Raw genomic sequence first — 17,717 nt, 5'->3', positions numbered from 1 at the left:
GCGGCATCTTCCAGCGCATCTTATCTCCGTTGAGAAAGGACAAAAGATGACCCTGGAATTCGGCGAGATATTAGCGACACCGCGCAACGCCCTTTGTTTGAAACTTCGCGAGACGGCACGCCGGGGCCGGCGGCTGCTGGCGGCCATCGAGTGTCGGCTCGAAAAGCGACGCAGCCGCCGCAAGCTTTCGGACCTCACCGATGATGAGCTTCGCGATATCGGTCTGACCCGTGCGCAGGCGACGGCCGAGACATCGAAATCGTGGTTCTGGTTTTGACCACGCCGCAGCGGGGAGGGCGGATCCTGCTCGAAATTGCCGGCGCCTTGTGGCAGAACAGGTGTGTGGAAATCGAGCGCAGGGAGCAGCATCATGGCCGAAATAGTATCCTTCCGAAAGGACGCGGACAGGGTAGACGGATTGTTGCTCCGCTCGCTGCGCGACGGCGTGCTGCGGCTCGTGATCAACGATTTGCCGGCCAATGCGCTTTCGATTGCGCTTCTGGAGGCGCTGATGGCCGAGCTCGAAAAGGCGGAGGCGGATTTGGATGTGCGCGTCGTCGTCATCGCCTCGACCGGCTCCATCTTTTCCGCCGGCCATGACCTCAAGGAACTCACGGCCCATCGCGTCGACGAAGACCGGGGCGCTGCGTTCTTCGAGAAAAGCTTCCGCCTCTGCGCCGATCTGATGCTGAAGATCGCGCATCTGCCAAAACCTGTTATCGCCGAGGTCGACGGGCTTGCAACGGCTGCCGGCTGTCAGCTCGTTGCCTCCTGTGATCTGGCGATCTGCACGGACACGTCGACGTTCTGTACGCCGGGCGTCAATATCGGCCTGTTCTGTTCGACGCCGATGGTGGCGGTTACCCGTGCCGCCCATCGCAAACAGGCGATGGAAATGCTTCTGACCGGCGAGACGATCGACGCTTCGACCGCCAAGGATTTCGGCCTCGTCAACCGCATCGTGCCGAAGCAGTATCTGGCGCAGGTCGTTTCCAAATATGCGGCCGTGATCGCTGGCAAATCGCCATTGATCCTGAAAATCGGCAAGCAAGCATTTTATCGGCAGCTCGAACTGCCGGTGGAGGCAGCCTATGACTATGCCGCCAAGGTGATGGTGGAGACCATGCTGACGCAGGATGCGCAGGAGGGCATCGGCGCCTTCCTCGGCAAGCGCAAGCCGGAATGGAAGGGCGAATGATCACGCCAGCTTCAGAACCAGCACGCCGGCCGCAATGACGACGCCGGCGAGGTAACGCCAGATCCCGGCTTTTTCCTTGAACACGGCGACCGAGATCACCAGAGCGAAGACGATCGCGGTTTCCCGCAACGCGGCAACGGTCGCGACCGGAGCCTTCGTCATCGCCCAGAGCGCCAGTCCGTAAGATGCAATCGAGCCCGCGCCGCCGATAAGGCCGCGCCACCAGTTGCGGCGGACGTGGCGCACCACCGTCAGGCTGCCGCGCCGGGACGCCGCCCAGGCAAACAGCAGTATGGGCGGCAGCAGCGACATCCAAAGCGTATAGGAAACCGCGTTGCCTGAAAGGCGGGCGCCGATGCCGTCGACATAAGTGTAGCTGGCGATGACGAAGGCATTGGCAATGGAGAGGACGACGGCGCGGCCGCTGCCGCGACGCGCCTCCAGAGCGAGCGTCAGGACGCCGGCCGAGATCGTCATGATGCCGGCGAGCGCGGCGCCGGAAAGATCTTCCCTGAGGATGACACCGCTTGTTGCGGCGATCAGCAACGGCGCGCAACCACGCATCAGCGGATAGACCAGGCCGATATCGCCGGCCCGGTAGGCGGCGGCAACCAGCTGGAAATAGACGAACTGCAGGATGGCCGACGCGCCGATAAACGGCCAGGCCGCACTTTGCGGCAATGGCAGAAATGCCAAAAACGGCAAGGCCGATACGGCGCCGCCGGCCGAAATCAGCGCCGCATCAAGGGATTTATCGCTCCCCGCTTTGACGATCGCGTTCCATGTCGCATGAAGCAATGCACCGAACAGAACGAGCAGGATGACATCGAGGGGCAAGGATAAATCCTGGACTACGGGGGAAAGACAAGCGCTTCGCCCCGACGGGGCAAACTTCTGGTAAGACAACTGCGATTTGCACGAAAATGCGTTGCCGCAGTCGCGGATGTCTTCATGTCCGCAATATCACCCTTCCAATGTCCCAACAATGGCCGGTGCAGCCGGCAATTTTTGCGTGCGCTCGATATGCGTTCAATCCAAGCGATCTTCTCAACTATGAGATGCCGCTAATGGACACCAGAACATAGGGCGAATTTTCGAAGAACGAAAGCAGAAAACGGTTGGAGGGATTCCTGTGTGGATCTTTCTATGTTGCTGAAATACAGATATTATTCTATAACTTTGACATACTTGGAAAATAAAGCTGGTGATTGCATATTCTCAGAAAAATCGTGAGGCGGCGGACGTTCCCAAACGCGACGGGCGTAGGGCGTTGCGACGGTCACGGCAACAAAAACCTCAGAGCTGATAATGCGGAACGAACAGCATCCCGTCTAGGTTGTCTATGTTCTGACAGTTCAGAACGGGACACCGGGGATTGTCTTTCGAGGGAATGTGCGTCCACTCCGCATAGTCGGTCGCGTCGCAATAATTGCTGTTGCGGACGTAGCGATCATAGAGGGGCAGACCGCGGGGCGACTGATAGCGGAAAATGACGGCGCCCTGATTGTGGATGGCGGCGCGCACGCTGTCGCAGCTCATGGCGAGCGGGTTGTAGCGCGAGATCGCCAGCGCCGGCGATGCGGCGAGCACGAGCATGAGGGCAAGAGCGATTTTTTTCATCGAATCATCCTCAGAGAGTGTCCAATTCATATATACGGGAAAGGCGCGCAACTGGTTTCACGCAAACGCAAAATTACGCGCGCCGTGGCGAAAGACTTTCGCAAGTGGAGAAGCGGACATGAATCACGACAGCTACACGGATGATTTCCTCGCCCAAATCCTGCATTCGGTGAAGACCATCGCCCTGACCGGCGCTTCGCCCAATCCGGCGCGGCCGAGCAACGGCGTCATGGGCTATCTGCTGTCGCGCGGCTATGAGGTCATTCCGGTCAACCCGGGGCAGGCGGGTAAACAAATCCACGGCCGCACCGTCTTTGCGCGGCTCGCCGACATTCCGGTGCCGATCGACATGGTCGACGTCTTTCGCGCTGCCGAATATCTGGACGGCGTCGTCGAGGAGGCCTTAGCGCTGAAGCCTTTGCCGAAGGTCATCTGGGCGCAGCTCGGCGTCCGCGACGATGCGGCTGCGGCAAAGGCGGAGGCCGCCGGCATAAAGGTGGTGATGAACCGCTGTCCGGCGATCGAGTATCCCCGGCTCATTGCTTAATCTCATTGCCCGATCTCATTGCTTGAGCTGCGCTCTGGAGAGACGGATTTTCCACCGAACGCCCGCGGGTTGAAACGGATCGCGATTAACTTTCGTCCGGGAGAGGCTATGATCCCGGCCGTCAGCAACAACGGGAGGACGACATGGCCAAGAATGATCCGGGATTCAACACGTTGGCGATCCATGCCGGTGCGCAGCCCGACCCGGCGACCGGCGCGCGGGTGACGCCGATCTACCAGACGACCGCCTACGTCTTCAACGATTCCGATCATGCCGCCGCGCTCTTCGGCCTGCAGGCTTTTGGCAATATCTACACCCGCATCATGAACCCGACGCAGGCCGTGCTGGAGGAGCGCGTCGCAGCGCTCGAGGGCGGCACGGCGGCCCTTGCCGTCGCCTCCGGCCATGCCGCACAGATGATCGTCTTCCACACCATCATGCGCCCCGGCGAGAATTTCATCGCCGCCCGCGAGCTCTACGGGGGCTCGATCAACCAGTTCGGCCATGCCTTCGAGAATTTCGGCTGGCAGGTGCGCTGGGCCGATTGCGCCGATCCGGCAAGCTTCGAAAGCCAGATCGACGAAAAGACGCGCGGCATCTTCATCGAGAGCCTTGCCAATCCCGGCGGCACCTTCGTCGATATCGCCGCGATCGCCGACGTGGCGCATCGCCATGGCCTGCCGCTCATCGTCGACAATACGATGGCAACACCCTATCTCATCCGTCCGATCGAACACGGCGCCGATATCGTCGTGCATTCGCTGACCAAGTTTCTCGGGGGCCACGGCAATTCCATGGGTGGCCTCATCGTCGACGGCGGTACCTTCGACTGGTCGAAATCCGGAAACTACCCGATGCTGTCGAGCCCGCGGCCGGAATACAACGGCATGGTCCTGCACGCGACCTTCGGCAATTTCGCCTTTGCGATCGCCGCCCGCGTTCTTGGTCTGCGCGACCTCGGGCCGGCGATCTCGCCCTTCAACGCTTTCCTGATCCTGACCGGCATCGAAACGCTGCCGCTGAGGATGCAGCGCCACAGCGACAATGCGATTGCGGTGGCGAGGTGGCTGAAGGCGCACAGCAAGATCGCCTGGGTCAATTATGCTGGCCTCGAAGACGACCCGAACCACGCCCTGCAGCAGCGCTATTCGCCGAAGGGCGCCGGCTCCGTCTTCACCTTCGGCGTCAATGGCGGTTATGACGCGGGAAAAACGCTGGTCGAGGGCCTGGAACTCTTCTCCCACCTTGCCAATATCGGCGACACCCGCTCGCTCGTCATCCATCCTGCCTCGACGACGCACCGGCAGTTGAGCGACGAACAGAAGATCGCCGCCGGGGCCGGCCCCGACGTGGTGCGCCTTTCGATCGGCATCGAGGACGTCAAGGACATCATTGCCGACCTCGAACAGGCGCTTTCGAAGATCTGAATGCCGAATACAAGTCTCTTGCGATGGGACTTGCAGACATCCCGCAGGAGGAGGCGCAGACCTACGCGATGATCCGCAAAGCCGATACTCTCGGGACATTCCAGGTCGAATCCCCTGCGCAGATGGCAATGCTGCCCCCGTCTGAAACTGAGGACCTTCTACGACCTGGTGATCCAGGTGGCGATCGTGCGCCCCGGCCCGATCCAGGGCGACATGGGTGCATCCCTATCTTCGTCGACGCGAAGGCAAGGAGGAGGTTGTCTACCCCACACTTGAACTGTAGGCAGTACTCAAGAAAACGCTCGGCGTCCCTCTTTTTCAAGAGAGCGAAACCCGATTTCGGCAGCGAGAGTTCGATCTCGCGGGTGATATGATCACTTCACGACCCGATCGATCCGCCAGGCACTTTTCTTCGCGAATGATATGCCTGCACCGTTCCCGTCGATCCTGATTTCTTGATAACCGGCACACTCACGAGGAGAACGCTGCGAGGGCGAAAACACTGTGGCCTGAAGTGAGCATCCGGCACTGGTGAAGAGGCTGAACGAACTCAGCTTGTATCTGGAAGAGCATTGTTCGAGATCACGCCTTGCTACGTGCAGGAACATGCCCGTTCTTCGTTGAGCAGGCGTCAACTTAAAGTCCGGCGTGCCTACCGTTCTATATCGGTCGAGTAGGGGATTTCGGCTTCCTCCAACGCCAACAAGAACGACTCCCGAGCGCTTTCGTCTGAAACATGTCCGTCATTGACGCCTTCACAGGCTTCAAGGGCCGCGATGTAAGCCCTTCCGTCAGAGACTGGCCAACGGGCCGACAGGAGATCGAACGCCTGTTTTGCCGATCTCACGGTGATCGGCTTTCGCAGATGTAGAATAACGACACTCGTCCACAAGACACATGCTCCATCGCCAGCGGGCACACCCGCAAAACGGAGAGGCCGCTACATCACAACTTGAGCCTACGAGGAAGGTTCCGCACGCTTATTCTCAGCCATACTGAGGTCCAGTGCCTGTCGCAACTGACCCGCTGACAGGTCCGGGTCTGCACTTAAAAGATCAATGGCGGCAGCATATGCGGCTTCTGCGCAATTCCCGCCTGCATCGATGGAGTTCGCATCGCACCAGTCGGCTATTACCTTGGCGAGCATCTCTATGTGCCGTTCGGACAGTTCCGGAAGATTTAAGAGGTTTAGAGACATTATTGTGGCCCCACCAAAGGCAAGAGCACGTCTTATCGCCCAATCGGCGTCGCCCTGGTAAGATCGCCGACTGGAGTACTATACGCTAAATATGGCGCGATGATATGGCGGTCCCCGCCCATGCCGAGCTTTTCACAGCTGATCTCCGCGTCGCCTTGAGGCCGCTTCGATCTGAACCTAAGCCGCGATGCGTCCCGCCGACGGGTCAGGTGTACATTTCGCCCCTACATCCGCACTGACGGACGCCTTAACAAGTTCAATTTGCGTCGAGCGGCGGGCCTGTAAAAGTGATACCATAAGTGGCCGCCGAGCCGGCTATTACGCCCATGTCTTCGGGGATACGGTATTTGTTGCGGCCCATCTCCAAAAAATAGGCTTCGAAACCCCCAGGAGTGAGCATTGTCAGCATTCTTGCCGGCTGATCGCCTGCAACCCTGAAGGTGTGCTCCACGCCGCGCGGCATGAAGACGGCTTCCCCAGGTCCCTTGACCACCGTTCCGTCCTTTGTCCAGAACTCGACATCGCCTGAGAGTATAAAGAAGGCTTCGTCTTCGTTTTTATGAACGTGTCGTGGCGGACCATACCCGGGTTCGGTGACGCTATCAACGAGCGCGAAAGCGCCGCCGGTTTCTGGCTTGGTCAACAAAAGCGTATACGTAGTGCCGAGCCATTGTGTGGTGCGAATAGCCGTGTTGTCCATCGTCTTCCCCGGTTGCGAGTAATGAGCTGAGTATGGGCCTGGCCTATTTTTTTGTCATGGTTTACCTCAAAACTTGCCCCAGCCTACCTCGTCACAATACAAGACCTCAAGACGATCACAGCGAGTAACGTAACATATGCATGTAACGACCGGCTATACCTTGCGTAATGCTAATCCGACCGGCCACTCGCCAGTATTGCGAACATGAAATTTCGTGGCGGCAGTCGGCCACGCTCGTCGGAAGCCGGAGGGCCGGCCGGCGGGAAGCTTGGCGGTCGCCGCCGGCGACTCCTATGTAAATTGCAATGAATCGCCGGGGAGCTTCGGGACCGTCGTTGTTCACTCTGAACAGATAGCAGTTGTAACGGGGCACGGTGTAAGCGATCACTGGCCGGTATGATGCGACTGTTGCACCGTCGGAGTTGAGCGTTAGCGCCATGGCAGATCGTCGGCTGTTCTCTTCAGCGCGCGATCCACTGACGGCAGTGGCGTCGCCAAGAACGATGCTCCACCAGTGAAACGAAATTCTTACCTCGGCCTGCCAGCGTTTGCTGTCCGGACATGAGTTACCGGGATAACGCTGGGAGTTGGAGGAGTCGATTCAGCCATGCGATGGCAGCCGCAGCTTGGCAAGGGGGCAGCTGGGGGCTCCGCCCGATCCGATTACCGCTGGAGGATCACTCGTGTCCAGCCGACCTGGCACCTGCGACAGTGGCGATCCGCACTATCGCCAGTAAAGCCATCGGCGGGCCTTCGACGAGGGGTGTCAGACGAACGTACATCATTTGTTACTTCGCACTTGCGGTAATTATCATACGATTCAAAGCGCTAAATAATAACAAAAATCAGTTGCGAAATTTCTCGACTACGTTTTTTACAGAAGAATTCCGAAATAACCGGCCCTCGCCGGCGACACCCAGCGGTCGTTTGGCCTCGCTTGAGGAGGATGATGACGTTGTTTTGTCCGACTTCATTTGTTCGCAATGGTGTAGCGAATGCGTGATCTCATCTCGATCCGACACCGACCTACGGCGTCAATCTGAGGCGTCGTAAATCCCTTGTTCCACTTTTCTAAGATGGTGCTCCCGTGTGGCGCGCCCGAGGTTTGTTATGCAAAAGCAAGCTGTCGTATTCAACGGTCAGGAAGTCGGGATCGCGGTCCCTGTCGAAAACCGCCTCAAATTCATCGCTGTCCGCTTCAATGTCATCGACTTGGACAACAGGCTCTTTGACACGGTTACCGAAATCCGGCGCGCCATTACAGAGCATCTCGCGTCCAGCGGTCGTGCGATCACCTCGCACTGAGTGGCAGGAGATATTCTTCTGATGTCCGATTGAGGTTCCTTGGGCCCAGAAGCTGATCGGCCAGTGCTCAGGGCTCTTGCTTCCTACTCACGGACTTCAAGCTTGTCGCCATATTTCAAGGCGAGCCGACGGCAGTCCTCGCAATTCAACATAATACCCTCCGCAACGACACTCGCGGCGAAGATGCGGTCCCACGCGGCCTCGGCAGGGAAAACCTCTCCGAGAAACGCGACGAACGCCTTGACAGCGGGGTTGCCTCGGCGGCTCTCGGGCCAGAGGGCGGTAATGTTGAAGCGGTCGATCGCGTAGTCTTTGAGAACGGGCATCAACTCGCCGTGCTCGAGGAAAGGGGCAGCGATGTACGTCGGCGACATGCCGATACCACCGCCCGCAATAACAATAGCGGCTACAGCGTCACTATTGTCGACCACGATCGCGGCGTTCGGAACGATTTCGAGCAACCGGTCCCCGACTTTGAACGGCCAACGCAACGGCTGGCCAGTGCTCTGGTGCCGGAAGTTGACGGCAGCTCGGCTGTTGAGCCCGCGATAGGCGCGGCGATCTCAACGATCCCGACAATCACCTCATGTCGCCAGCCTGGCTCCAGCAGGGGAGGTCATAGTGGTCGAAGTTCACGAGCATCTCTTGGTTGTATGCTGCGAAGAACACTGAAACAGCCCAGCCGGGAAGTAAGGCTGGCGAGGGGACCGCTGGGGGCTTTCCCGATCCGATTACCGTTGGACAATCACCCGGGTCCCCGGCTGGACCATATCGTAAAGCTCCTCGACGTCCTCGAGGTACATTCGAAAACACCCACTCGACGCATTGGTTCCGATGGAGGACGGGTCGTTGGTACCGTGTATGCGCAGCAGCCCATCGGCAAGGTATATCGCTCGGGTTCCCAGCGGATTGTTGGGGCCCGGCTTCACGACCGCTGGAAGCCTCGGATTTTTCTGACGCATGCTGGGCGTTGGCCGCCATTCGGGATACAATCGCTTCGACACCACCCGCGTCGTTCCGTACCATTGCTTGCCTTCGCGGCCAACGGCTATGGGGTAAACGAACTGCTCTCCGCTAGCTGTCGTGTAAATAAGTGTGTGTTCGCGCGTGGCGATCACGATGTTTCCTCTAGCGCTTCGCGTCGACGGTGCCCGGCGATCATACAGGGGTTCCTGATAGCGAGGGGAGGGGTCGTAATAAGGCGGAGGTGGATACGGGCTGTAAGGGTCATCATAGCCGTAGCCTCTGTCTTCGTCGTATCCATCGTACGGTTCATAGACTTGGGCCCGGGCTTGAACCACCGTTAGCAAAACGGCCACTGCAAGGAGAGCCAGCAATCTCATTTTTCGCCATCCGCTTGTTATACATGCGGTATTGGTCCCAACTCTATGGCGTCACTATGGCGGACCGCTGCGAAGATATTGAACGCATGCTGCAAAAGCGCATGAAAAACCAATAATTACGAGCGCGCCGTATGCAAACGTATGCTGCGAAGAACACTGAAATAGAAGAGATCAGAATGACTGTGACCAATTTCATCACCTTCGGCATCGATGGCGTCGAGCCGGAGGTCGGCGCGCCTGAACGCGGCCGGATCATCTCCGGCGATCCGCAGTTCCGGACCTGGAACCTGGAGGAGGCCGAAGGCGGCCTCTATTCCGGCATCTGGGAGGCGACGCCCGGCAAATGGCGAATCTTTTACGAGGAATGGGAATATTTCAGCCTGCTGTCCGGCCATTCGATCGTGACGGAAGACGGCGGCGAACCGGTTCATCTGAAGGCGGGTGACCGGATGATCCTCAGACCCGGCTTCAAGGGAACCTGGGAAGTCGTTGAAACGACTCGCAAGGACTATGTGATCAAGGTTTGAACAGCCGCTGCAGATCGGCTCTGATGATGCCGGGCCTGTCCCGGTTTGCGGCGATTATGCGCCGTTTCTCCTGAAGAAGTCGCTTCTCTTTTGCCGATAGTAGGCATTTGATCTTTCCCATTAATGGGACCTACATCGTCAAATGCTAGACCTTATCTGCAGCGCATTGCGGACATGATGTCTCCTGCCGTCACAACAGACATGGCCTTGCAATTCATCTTTCGGGATTGGCATGTCGTCGAATCTTGCGGGTAGGCACGTTCGCACTCAACCCTCTTCCATCATTGCGACAACGGTGTGCTTCCTTCTGGTAGCCCTCGTGCTCACGGGCCTCATGGCCCATGTCGTCGTGACGATGACCCGGTCGGGGAACGAGATCGACGATGCCCGCGCCACTCGCGCCGCCCGCGCCGCGATCGCAGCCTTTGTCGCCCGCCTCGGTGCGACAACGACGGATAACGCCGTCTGGGACGATGCCTATCGTGCGGCTTCCTCTCCGAATGCCGCGGACTGGGCCTATGAGAATTGGGGAAAGACCAGCGAGGATTACCCGCTTTACGACGGTGCAATCGTAATTGGACCCGATCGGACGTCGATCGTGTCGGCCTATGCAAAGGGCAAGCCCTTCGAGCCCGCCGCGTTCTTCGGCAGGGCCTTTTATCAGCAGATCAATGTGGCCGCCGATCCTGCGAAAGCGCCGCTGGTTAATTTCGTCAAGACTGAAAATGGTGTCGCGCTGATCGCATCGCAGGCAATCCAACCTTTCGACGACGTTGCCGACACTGCGAAATTCAGCACGCTGAGCTTTTATAAGGAATTCACCCCGGAGGTGCTGGACACCCTCTCGAACGAACATGAACTCGAGGGTCTGCGCCTTGAGGCGACGCCCAAGCCGGATTTCCTGAACACACCCATCACCGACATGAAGGGTGCGGTGATCGGCTATCTCGCCTGGCCCAGCAAGGCGCCTGGAAGCACGGTGTTTCATCAGGTGACACCTTACATCGCCGCCGCCATCGTTATCCTCGTTCTGTTCCTGGTCGGTGTTCTGATGGTCGGCGCGTCCGAGGCGCGGCGTCTGCGTCAACTGGCGCAGGCAGCGCTTTACGAAGCGGGCCACGATAGTCTGAGCGGCCTGTTGAATAGGCAGGGGCTGCTCAGCCTGCTCGAAGAGCTGGAAGATACGGCCTCAGCGCCGCCCCGGCTCTATCTGGTCGACCTCGATGGCTTCAAGGCCGTCAATGATGCCTGGGGGCATGCCGTCGGCGACGATCTGATCCGCCTGGTCTCGACGGCGCTGACGGCCTGCCATCCGGAAGTCGTCGCCGCCGCCCGGCTGGGGGGCGACGAATTTGCACTGGTGCATGTTGGCTCCGCCACCTGCGAAGAGATGGAGAGGGCCGTTCTGGCGCTGTTTGCCGAGCCCTTCAAGATCGACGGGCGGACAATCGAGGTCGGAGCAAGCATCGGAGCTGCTGCGCGCGACGAAGACATCGAGCCCTTGGAGCTGCTGCGCAGGGCGGACATGGCGCTTTATAGCGCCAAGGCAAATGGCAGAGGCCAGGCGATCGAATACGATCCCGAACTGGACCAGGAGCGCCAGCGGGTCGCCGAGCTGGAGGCTCTGCTGAAGAGCGCCATCGGCTCCGGCGCCATCGAAGCTGTCTTCCAGCCTCTCGTCTCTGCCTCGACCGGCACGATGACCGGGCTTGAAGCCCTGGCGCGTTGGCGAACGGCCGCAGGCAACGTCAGTCCGGAGGTCTTCATCCCCCTTGCCGAAAGATGCGGTCTCATCGATGCGCTCGGCGTTCACATGCTCAAAACATCGATCGCGCATGCCATGACCTGGCCAGATCTGGCATTGTCGGTGAATGTCTCGCCGGTCCAGCTGTGCAATCCGGAATTTGCGACCGAAGTGATCTCGGTCCTGCAGGAGCTCGATTTCGACCCGAAACGCCTGACATTGGAGATCACCGAAGGCGTCCTGATGACAAATCCGGATCAGGCCCGGCGCTCGATCGACCAGCTCAAGCGCGTCGGCATCAAGTTCGCGCTCGACGACTTCGGCTGCGGCTACGCCAGCATCGGCGCACTGCGGCAATTCGGCTTCGATCGCATGAAGATCGACCGCTCGCTCGTCTCGGCGCTCGACGAAGGCGCAAAGGGCGCCGACGTCCTTCGGGCGACCATCTCGCTGGCGAGTGCCCTGCAGATCCCCGTTACCGCCGAAGGCGTCGAGAATTCGCGCCAGGCGGCGATCTTGCGGGACGCCGGCTGTGATCAGCTTCAAGGCTATCTGATGGGAAAACCCATGTCGGCCCGCGACATCACCGGCAAGCTGCAGGAAGAGGCCGCCGCCGAGACTAGAGGAGGTCTCGCAAAAAGCGTTTAGCGGTTTGCGGTAAAGACATGCGTAAAAACAAAGATTGTCAGGCGTTGGATTCAGCCGGCACGCCGCACGGGATCCTCCAGCCGCCGAAAATCAAGCCTCGGGATCACCACTGCAAATCCAGCCGCTCCAGTCCGTGGAAATGGTAGACGTCCTTGACCATAGTTGTCTTCGCGAGCCTGAGACCGGCAAGCCGCTCGAACAGGATCGGCAGCACGACGTTGAGCTCCAGCCGCGCCAGCGGCGCGCCGATGCAGAAATGGATGCCGGCGCCGAAAGAGAGATTGGGCGCCTCGTTGCGATCGGGCCGGAAGCTCAGCGGATCGGTGAATTTCGCAGGGTCGAGATTGGCGGCGGCAAGGATGAGGCTGACCTTGTCGCCGCGCTTTAACGAGACGCCGTCGATTTCGGCGGGCTCGAGTGCCCAGCGCTGGAAGATATGGACCGGCGCGCAGATGCGTAGCGTCTCCTCGACCGTGCGCTCCGTCGTCGCCTCGTCACGGAAGAGCGTCGCCGGATCTGAGCCGCTGTCGAGGATCGTACGCACGGAATTGCCGATCTGGTGCACGGTCGCTTCGTGCCCGGCGTTAAGCAGCACGATGGTCGTCGAGATCAGCTCTTCCTCCGTGAGATACTGGCCCTTGTGCTCGGTATGGATCATGTGGGTCAGCAGGTCGTCGCGCGGCTCGGCGCGGCGCTCGGCGATCACTGTCCTGACATAGTGGGAAAATTCCTTGGCTGCCCGTTCGGCCGCGTCTTCCTGCTCGCGCGTGCGGCCGAACATGTACATGCGGACATAGGCGTGCGACCAGGCGAGCAGCTGCGGCCCCATCTCCTCCGGGATGCCGATCATGCGGGCGATCATCGTCACCGGAATGATATCGGCAAAGGCCGAGAGCAGCTCGACCTCGCCCTTATCGGCGAAGCCGTCGATCAGCCGGTTGGCGAGTTCGGCAAGCTCCGGCTTCATCTTCTCGACATGGCGCGAGACGAAGGCGCGGTTGACGAGGGTGCGCAGCCGCGTGTGCTCCGGCGGTTCGAGTTCGAGCAGGGAATAACGTTCGGAGAGATCGAAACTTGCAAGATGCGGCATCGGTTCGGCAAGGCCGAGCTCCTCACGGCTGGCGATATGCAGGATCTGCCGGCCGAAGCGGCGGTCGCGTAACAGCCCGTTCACATGGTCGTAGCCCGTGAAGAACCACTGTTTCTGCTCGGTCCAGTAGAAGGTCGGGCAATGGGCGTGGAGCGCGGCATAGACGTCATTCGGATTGCCGTAGAAGGCCGGGTTGCGGGCATCCAGCGAGACATGGCGGAGGGCAGGGTCGATCGAGAGAAAGGGCGGTGTCGTCATGCCCCGAGGCTTAGCGGATTTGCCAGGCCTCGAAAAGATGCGGATGAGGAGAGCCGGCCGTAAACGAAGCATGCCCGACGGGAGTTAAACTAGGGGATTGATTCTATTTTCAGCTGCGGCTAGCCGGCCCGCGACAGCGTGCCCATCCGTCGCAGCGCCTCGACCTGATCATCGACCGTTGGCACGAGTTCGCCGGCAGTCGGGCTCGGCGTTGCCGACGCCGGGGCCGCCGCTTCCGCTTCGCCAAAGGTGACCGTGCAGTTGCGGCCGGCGGCCTTGGCGGCATAGAGCGCCCGGTCGGCGGCCGAAATCAGCTTGTCGATATTGGCTTCGATCGAGGCGGCGAGCGCAATGCCGATACTGACCGTAACCGGAACGATCGCTTCGCCGGTGGCGACGGGAAGGCGGCAGAATTCGGTGCGGATCGCTTCGGCGATCGCCTCGGCTTCCATCTGGTCCGAGACGGCGGCAAAGGCGGCGAATTCCTCGCCGCCCATGCGGCCGAAGATGTGGTTTGGAATATACTGCCGCGCCATGAGCGCGAAGGCGGTGAGCACCGCGTCGCCGGCCTGGTGGCCGAAGCGGTCGTTGACGCGCTTGAAATGATCCAGGTCGAATAGCATCACCGCGACCTGCCGCTGTTCACTGTGGGCTCTTTCCTGAATGGCCTCGAAATAGCCGAGCAGGCCGCGGCGGTTGAGCACGCCCGTGAGTGAATCGGTCAGTGTCATCGTCCGCAGATGCCGTTCGGAGCGTTCCATGACCAGCCGGCAGGTAAGCGCAAAGGCGATCGTGAGTAGGAAGGCGCTCGCCATTGCCGAGACGCCGCCGAGATTGGTCGCGTCGATATCGCTGGGCAGCGTTACCGCCATCGTCAGCGCCGAGCCGAAGCACAGGCAGCCCTGCATGACGAACACGCCCATTAGCTTAATGCGGGTGCGCTCGCGGCGCATGTCGCCGGCGGCGACCGCCATGGCGAGGGCCGTGGCGCCGGTCGCCGAAGCGAGATTGTAGAGCACGACGCGGTTGGAATAATCGGTGTTGACCCAGGGCAGAAACACCCCGGCCATCCAGATTGCCGGCGGCAGCAGCACCCACCATTCGATCTTCTTGCGGTCGAGCGCGAGAAAACCCGCCACCCAGGCGCTCTGGCCGAGCAGCGCAATGGCATTGCCGATCTCGACGGACACGAGGCTGGGGACTTGGCCGCGTAGCGCGATCATCGCAAAGCCGATGCCGGTCAGAAGAAAGCCGAGGCCCCAATAGAGGTAGGCTTCGTTCTTGATGTTGTGGCGCCACGCGACGAAAAGCACCAGAGCGAGCGTCATGGCCTCCGAACACCAGATGGCGAGACCTGTAGCGATATTGAACACGGCAGCAAACCCCTTGCCCGTCGACGTTGTCTGTTGGCCGCATCCTTGCTGAGGAAGCTCGCCACTTCCTTAATGCTGTTGCGGTGCGGCATGATTTTCGGCCGGTATCTGGCGGTAGGCTTTCCGTTGGGTAAACGTATGTGAGCGCTGCTGGATGGAGTAAGCTTTCCTTTATCCTGTCATGGAGAAAAGCGGGGGGAGACGCCGCCGGGGGCTCGCGGTCATCAGCCATTTACGAGAAAGAGGCTGCCGGCGCCGAAGCTCGATGCACGTCGCCTGGAAGTGTGTAGCGGTTCCGGGATGACCACATGCATGAAAGAGGACCTGAAGCCGCCTTGCCCCGCCTTCTTAACGTTATCCTCATGCGTGTCTTGAAGAGGAGGGCAGGGACACTCTATGTAGGGATATGGCATTTTCTTTGATTCCCGGCGGCCGCCGGCATGACGTTGACAAAGGACGCACATGAGAAACCCAGTTGATACCGCAATGGCCCTCGTGCCGATGGTCGTGGAACAGACCAACCGCGGTGAACGCTCCTACGACATCTATTCCCGCCTGTTGAAGGAACGCATCATCTTCCTGACCGGCGCCGTCGAGGATCACATGGCGACGCTCGTCTGCGCGCAGCTGCTCTTCCTCGAGGCCGAAAACCCGAAGAAGGAAATCGCCCTCTACATCAATTCGCCTGGTGGCGTCGTCACCGCCGGCATGGCGATCTACGATACGATGCAGTTCATCAAACCGGCGGTTTCGACGCTTTGCATCGGCCAGGCTGCGTCCATGGGCTCGCTGCTGCTGGCCGCCGGCCACAAGGACATGCGCTTCGCCACGCCGAACTCCCGCATCATGGTGCACCAGCCTTCGGGCGGCTTCCAGGGCCAGGCCTCGGATATCGAGCGCCACGCCCGCGATATCCTCAAGATGAAGCGCCGCCTCAACGAAGTCTACGTCAAGCACACCGGCCGCACCTACGAGGAAGTTGAAAAGACCCTCGATCGTGACCATTTCATGGATGCGGACGAGGCCCAGGGCTGGGGCGTGATCGACAAGGTTCTGACCTCGCGCCTCGAGATGGAAGGCGAGCAGGCCTAGTAATTAATTGGGATGGTGTTTTTGCCGCCACAGTTCTATCTCATTTGTGATCGAACAAGGGCTTTCATCCGGCGGTGAAGACACTAATAGTAACTATTAATGCTATGTTGAATTTTTGTGGCATAGCATTTGGCATTCGAAGGGGATTCGTTGCCGCCGGAACCTGGACATGGTTGACTGGAACCGGTTCGTAGCCCCTGAAGCCCTTCTCGGCAAAGGCTCCGGAAACGGAGTGCCGCCAGGAGCTGATAGAGTGGACCGCGATTTCGCCTTGAAATGCGGCGTGCTGGAAGGAAAATGATATGAGCAAGGTCAGCGGCAGCAACGGCGGCGACTCCAAGAACACCCTCTATTGTTCGTTCTGCGGAAAGAGCCAGCACGAAGTCCGGAAACTGATTGCCGGACCGACCGTCTTCATCTGCGATGAATGCGTCGAATTGTGCATGGACATCATCCGCGAGGAAAACAAGTCCTCGATGGTCAAGTCCCGCGACGGCGTTCCGACGCCCCAGGACATCATCAAGGTCCTCGACGAATATGTCATCGGCCAGCGGCAGGCGAAGAAGATCCTGTCGGTCGCCGTTCACAACCATTACAAACGCCTGGCCCACGCCTCCAAGAACGGCGAAGTCGAATTGGCGAAGTCGAACATCATGCTCGTCGGCCCGACCGGCTGCGGCAAGACCTATCTTGCCCAGACGCTTGCCCGCATCATCGACGTTCCCTTCACCATGGCCGATGCGACGACGCTGACGGAAGCCGGCTATGTCGGCGAGGATGTCGAAAACATCATCCTGAAGCTCCTGCAGGCAGCCGACTACAATGTCGAGCGCGCCCAGCGCGGCATCGTCTACATCGACGAAGTCGACAAGATTTCGCGCAAGTCCGACAATCCGTCGATCACCCGTGACGTCTCGGGCGAAGGCGTGCAGCAGGCGCTTCTGAAGATCATGGAAGGCACGGTCGCTTCCGTTCCGCCGCAGGGCGGCCGAAAGCACCCGCAGCAGGAATTTCTGCAGGTCGACACGACGAACATCCTGTTCATCTGCGGCGGCGCCTTCGCCGGCCTCGACAAGATCATCTCCGCCCGCGGCGAGAAGACCTCGATCGGCTTCGGCGCGACCGTCAAGGCCCAGGACGACCGCCGCGTCGGCGAAGTCCTGCGCGAACTCGAGCCCGAAGACCTGGTCAAGTTCGGCCTCATCCCCGAATTCATCGGCCGTCTGCCGGTTCTGGCGACGCTCGAGGATCTCGACGAGGACGCGCTGATCCAGATACTGTCCGAGCCGAAGAACGCGCTGATCAAGCAGTACCAGCGCCTGTTCGAGATGGAAGACGTCGAGCTGACCTTCCACGAAGACGCACTGCGCGAAATCGCCCGCAAGGCGATCGTGCGCAAGACCGGCGCCCGCGGCCTCCGCTCGATCATGGAGAAGATCCTGCTCGACACGATGTTCGAACTGCCGACGCTGGAAGGTGTGCGCGAGGTCGTCATCTCGGAGGAAGTGGTGCGCGGTTCGGCCCGTCCGCTTTATATCTATGCCGACCGTCAGGAAGAAAAGGCCAACGCTTCGGCGTGACCTTGCGCTTTCGCACCATTATTTTGGGGGCTTGCCATCAGCAGGCCCCTTTCTATTTGAAAAATCA

16 protein-coding genes and 2 pseudogenes are annotated in these 17,717 nt (G+C 59.8%); 10 read left to right on the top strand and 8 right to left on the bottom strand.

The window, feature by feature from the left end; genetic code table 11:
* Positions 1-46: 46 nt before the first annotated feature.
* Both GGI60_RS08880 and GGI60_RS08875 read left to right on the top strand, forming a co-directional pair.
* Positions 47-277, top strand: a complete 231-nt coding sequence (locus GGI60_RS08880; protein WP_183915464.1) for a DUF1127 domain-containing protein — start codon at positions 47-49, stop codon at positions 275-277.
* Between the two features lie 93 nt (positions 278-370).
* Positions 371-1,198, top strand: a complete 828-nt coding sequence (locus tag GGI60_RS08875; RefSeq protein WP_183914891.1) for an enoyl-CoA hydratase — start codon at positions 371-373, stop codon at positions 1,196-1,198.
* On the opposite strand, the gene GGI60_RS08870 is transcribed toward GGI60_RS08875, so the two are convergent.
* Entirely contained in the window at positions 1,199-2,035 is an 837-nt protein-coding gene (locus tag GGI60_RS08870) for an EamA family transporter (RefSeq protein ID WP_183914889.1), read from the bottom strand.
* Positions 2,036-2,494: 459 nt separating this feature from the next.
* Positions 2,495-2,818 carry a hypothetical protein gene (locus tag GGI60_RS08865; protein ID WP_183914887.1) on the bottom strand — a complete coding sequence of 108 codons (324 nt, stop codon included), beginning with the start codon at positions 2,816-2,818 and terminating at the stop codon, positions 2,495-2,497.
* Between the two features lie 118 nt (positions 2,819-2,936).
* On the opposite strand from GGI60_RS08865, the gene GGI60_RS08860 reads away from it, so the two are divergent.
* The 3 genes and pseudogenes from GGI60_RS08860 to GGI60_RS08850 all read left to right on the top strand — a co-directional run.
* Positions 2,937-3,365 carry a CoA-binding protein gene (locus GGI60_RS08860; protein ID WP_183914885.1) on the top strand — a complete coding sequence of 143 codons (429 nt, stop codon included), beginning with the start codon at positions 2,937-2,939 and terminating at the stop codon, positions 3,363-3,365.
* A 143-nt stretch (positions 3,366-3,508) separates the two neighbouring features.
* A complete protein-coding gene (locus tag GGI60_RS08855; RefSeq protein WP_183914883.1) occupies positions 3,509-4,792 on the top strand; it encodes an O-acetylhomoserine aminocarboxypropyltransferase in 1,284 nt (427 codons plus the stop codon).
* Between the two features lie 32 nt (positions 4,793-4,824).
* Positions 4,825-5,072, top strand: a pseudogene (locus tag GGI60_RS08850) (hypothetical protein); the annotation flags it as partial.
* Positions 5,073-5,444: 372 nt separating this feature from the next.
* Here GGI60_RS08850 and GGI60_RS32755 read toward each other — a convergent pair.
* Both GGI60_RS32755 and GGI60_RS08840 read right to left on the bottom strand, forming a co-directional pair.
* Positions 5,445-5,711, bottom strand: coding sequence for a DUF982 domain-containing protein (locus tag GGI60_RS32755; RefSeq protein ID WP_409527253.1), 267 nt, complete (start codon positions 5,709-5,711; stop codon positions 5,445-5,447).
* 535 nt (positions 5,712-6,246) lie between these two features.
* Complete coding sequence (locus GGI60_RS08840) at positions 6,247-6,690, bottom strand: cupin domain-containing protein (protein ID WP_183914879.1); 444 nt, start codon at positions 6,688-6,690, stop codon at positions 6,247-6,249.
* 1,110 nt (positions 6,691-7,800) lie between these two features.
* Here GGI60_RS08840 and GGI60_RS08835 point away from each other — a divergent pair.
* A complete protein-coding gene (locus GGI60_RS08835) occupies positions 7,801-7,995 on the top strand; it encodes a hypothetical protein (protein WP_003577126.1) in 195 nt (64 codons plus the stop codon).
* Between the two features lie 83 nt (positions 7,996-8,078).
* Here the strand turns inward: GGI60_RS08835 and GGI60_RS08830 are convergent.
* A pseudogene (locus GGI60_RS08830) lies at positions 8,079-8,489 on the bottom strand (LysR substrate-binding domain-containing protein); the annotation flags it as partial.
* A 237-nt stretch (positions 8,490-8,726) separates the two neighbouring features.
* On the bottom strand, positions 8,727-9,338 hold the full coding sequence (locus GGI60_RS08825) for a L,D-transpeptidase (protein WP_183914875.1): 612 nt from the start codon (positions 9,336-9,338) through the stop codon (positions 8,727-8,729).
* Between the two features lie 176 nt (positions 9,339-9,514).
* On the opposite strand from GGI60_RS08825, the gene GGI60_RS08820 reads away from it, so the two are divergent.
* The gene (locus GGI60_RS08820; RefSeq protein WP_183914873.1) at positions 9,515-9,865 is read left to right on the top strand and encodes a cupin domain-containing protein; all 351 of its coding nucleotides are present in this window, start codon (positions 9,515-9,517) and stop codon (positions 9,863-9,865) included.
* Between the two features lie 232 nt (positions 9,866-10,097).
* Positions 10,098-12,257 (top strand): bifunctional diguanylate cyclase/phosphodiesterase, encoded by a 2,160-nt coding sequence (locus GGI60_RS08815; protein WP_183914872.1) that lies wholly within the window; start codon positions 10,098-10,100, stop codon positions 12,255-12,257.
* Between the two features lie 103 nt (positions 12,258-12,360).
* Here GGI60_RS08815 and GGI60_RS08810 read toward each other — a convergent pair whose 3' ends face one another.
* Together GGI60_RS08810 and GGI60_RS08805 are read right to left on the bottom strand one after the other, a co-directional pair.
* Positions 12,361-13,605 carry a cytochrome P450 gene (locus tag GGI60_RS08810; protein ID WP_183914870.1) on the bottom strand — a complete coding sequence of 415 codons (1,245 nt, stop codon included), beginning with the start codon at positions 13,603-13,605 and terminating at the stop codon, positions 12,361-12,363.
* Positions 13,606-13,724: 119 nt separating this feature from the next.
* Complete coding sequence (locus tag GGI60_RS08805; RefSeq protein ID WP_183914868.1) at positions 13,725-14,978, bottom strand: sensor domain-containing diguanylate cyclase; 1,254 nt, start codon at positions 14,976-14,978, stop codon at positions 13,725-13,727.
* A 462-nt stretch (positions 14,979-15,440) separates the two neighbouring features.
* On the opposite strand from GGI60_RS08805, the gene clpP reads away from it, so the two are divergent.
* The gene (gene clpP / locus GGI60_RS08800; protein WP_003573944.1) at positions 15,441-16,070 is read left to right on the top strand and encodes an ATP-dependent Clp endopeptidase proteolytic subunit ClpP; all 630 of its coding nucleotides are present in this window, start codon (positions 15,441-15,443) and stop codon (positions 16,068-16,070) included.
* 302 nt (positions 16,071-16,372) lie between these two features.
* Positions 16,373-17,650 (top strand): ATP-dependent Clp protease ATP-binding subunit ClpX, encoded by a 1,278-nt coding sequence (gene clpX, locus GGI60_RS08795; protein ID WP_004680013.1) that lies wholly within the window; start codon positions 16,373-16,375, stop codon positions 17,648-17,650.
* Positions 17,651-17,717 lie beyond the last annotated feature (67 nt).

This window comes from Rhizobium lentis (assembly GCF_014200175.1).
Classification (GTDB): Bacteria; Pseudomonadota; Alphaproteobacteria; order Rhizobiales; family Rhizobiaceae; genus Rhizobium; species Rhizobium mulingense.
This window is presented reverse-complemented; position numbering and strand designations above follow the sequence as displayed.

Coding starts and splice junctions, on each gene's coding strand:
- GGI60_RS08880 (WP_183915464.1), top strand. CDS start 47: ATGACCCTGGAATTCGGCGAGATATTAGCGACACCGCGCAACGCCCTT.
- GGI60_RS08875 (WP_183914891.1), top strand. CDS start 371: ATGGCCGAAATAGTATCCTTCCGAAAGGACGCGGACAGGGTAGACGGA.
- GGI60_RS08865 (WP_183914887.1), bottom strand. CDS start 2,818: ATGAAAAAAATCGCTCTTGCCCTCATGCTCGTGCTCGCCGCATCGCCG.
- GGI60_RS08860 (WP_183914885.1), top strand. CDS start 2,937: ATGAATCACGACAGCTACACGGATGATTTCCTCGCCCAAATCCTGCAT.
- GGI60_RS08855 (WP_183914883.1), top strand. CDS start 3,509: ATGGCCAAGAATGATCCGGGATTCAACACGTTGGCGATCCATGCCGGT.
- GGI60_RS08840 (WP_183914879.1), bottom strand. CDS start 6,690: ATGGACAACACGGCTATTCGCACCACACAATGGCTCGGCACTACGTAT.
- GGI60_RS08835 (WP_003577126.1), top strand. CDS start 7,801: ATGCAAAAGCAAGCTGTCGTATTCAACGGTCAGGAAGTCGGGATCGCG.
- GGI60_RS08825 (WP_183914875.1), bottom strand. CDS start 9,338: ATGAGATTGCTGGCTCTCCTTGCAGTGGCCGTTTTGCTAACGGTGGTT.
- GGI60_RS08820 (WP_183914873.1), top strand. CDS start 9,515: ATGACTGTGACCAATTTCATCACCTTCGGCATCGATGGCGTCGAGCCG.
- GGI60_RS08815 (WP_183914872.1), top strand. CDS start 10,098: ATGTCGTCGAATCTTGCGGGTAGGCACGTTCGCACTCAACCCTCTTCC.
- GGI60_RS08810 (WP_183914870.1), bottom strand. CDS start 13,605: ATGACGACACCGCCCTTTCTCTCGATCGACCCTGCCCTCCGCCATGTC.
- clpP (WP_003573944.1), top strand. CDS start 15,441: ATGAGAAACCCAGTTGATACCGCAATGGCCCTCGTGCCGATGGTCGTG.
- clpX (WP_004680013.1), top strand. CDS start 16,373: ATGAGCAAGGTCAGCGGCAGCAACGGCGGCGACTCCAAGAACACCCTC.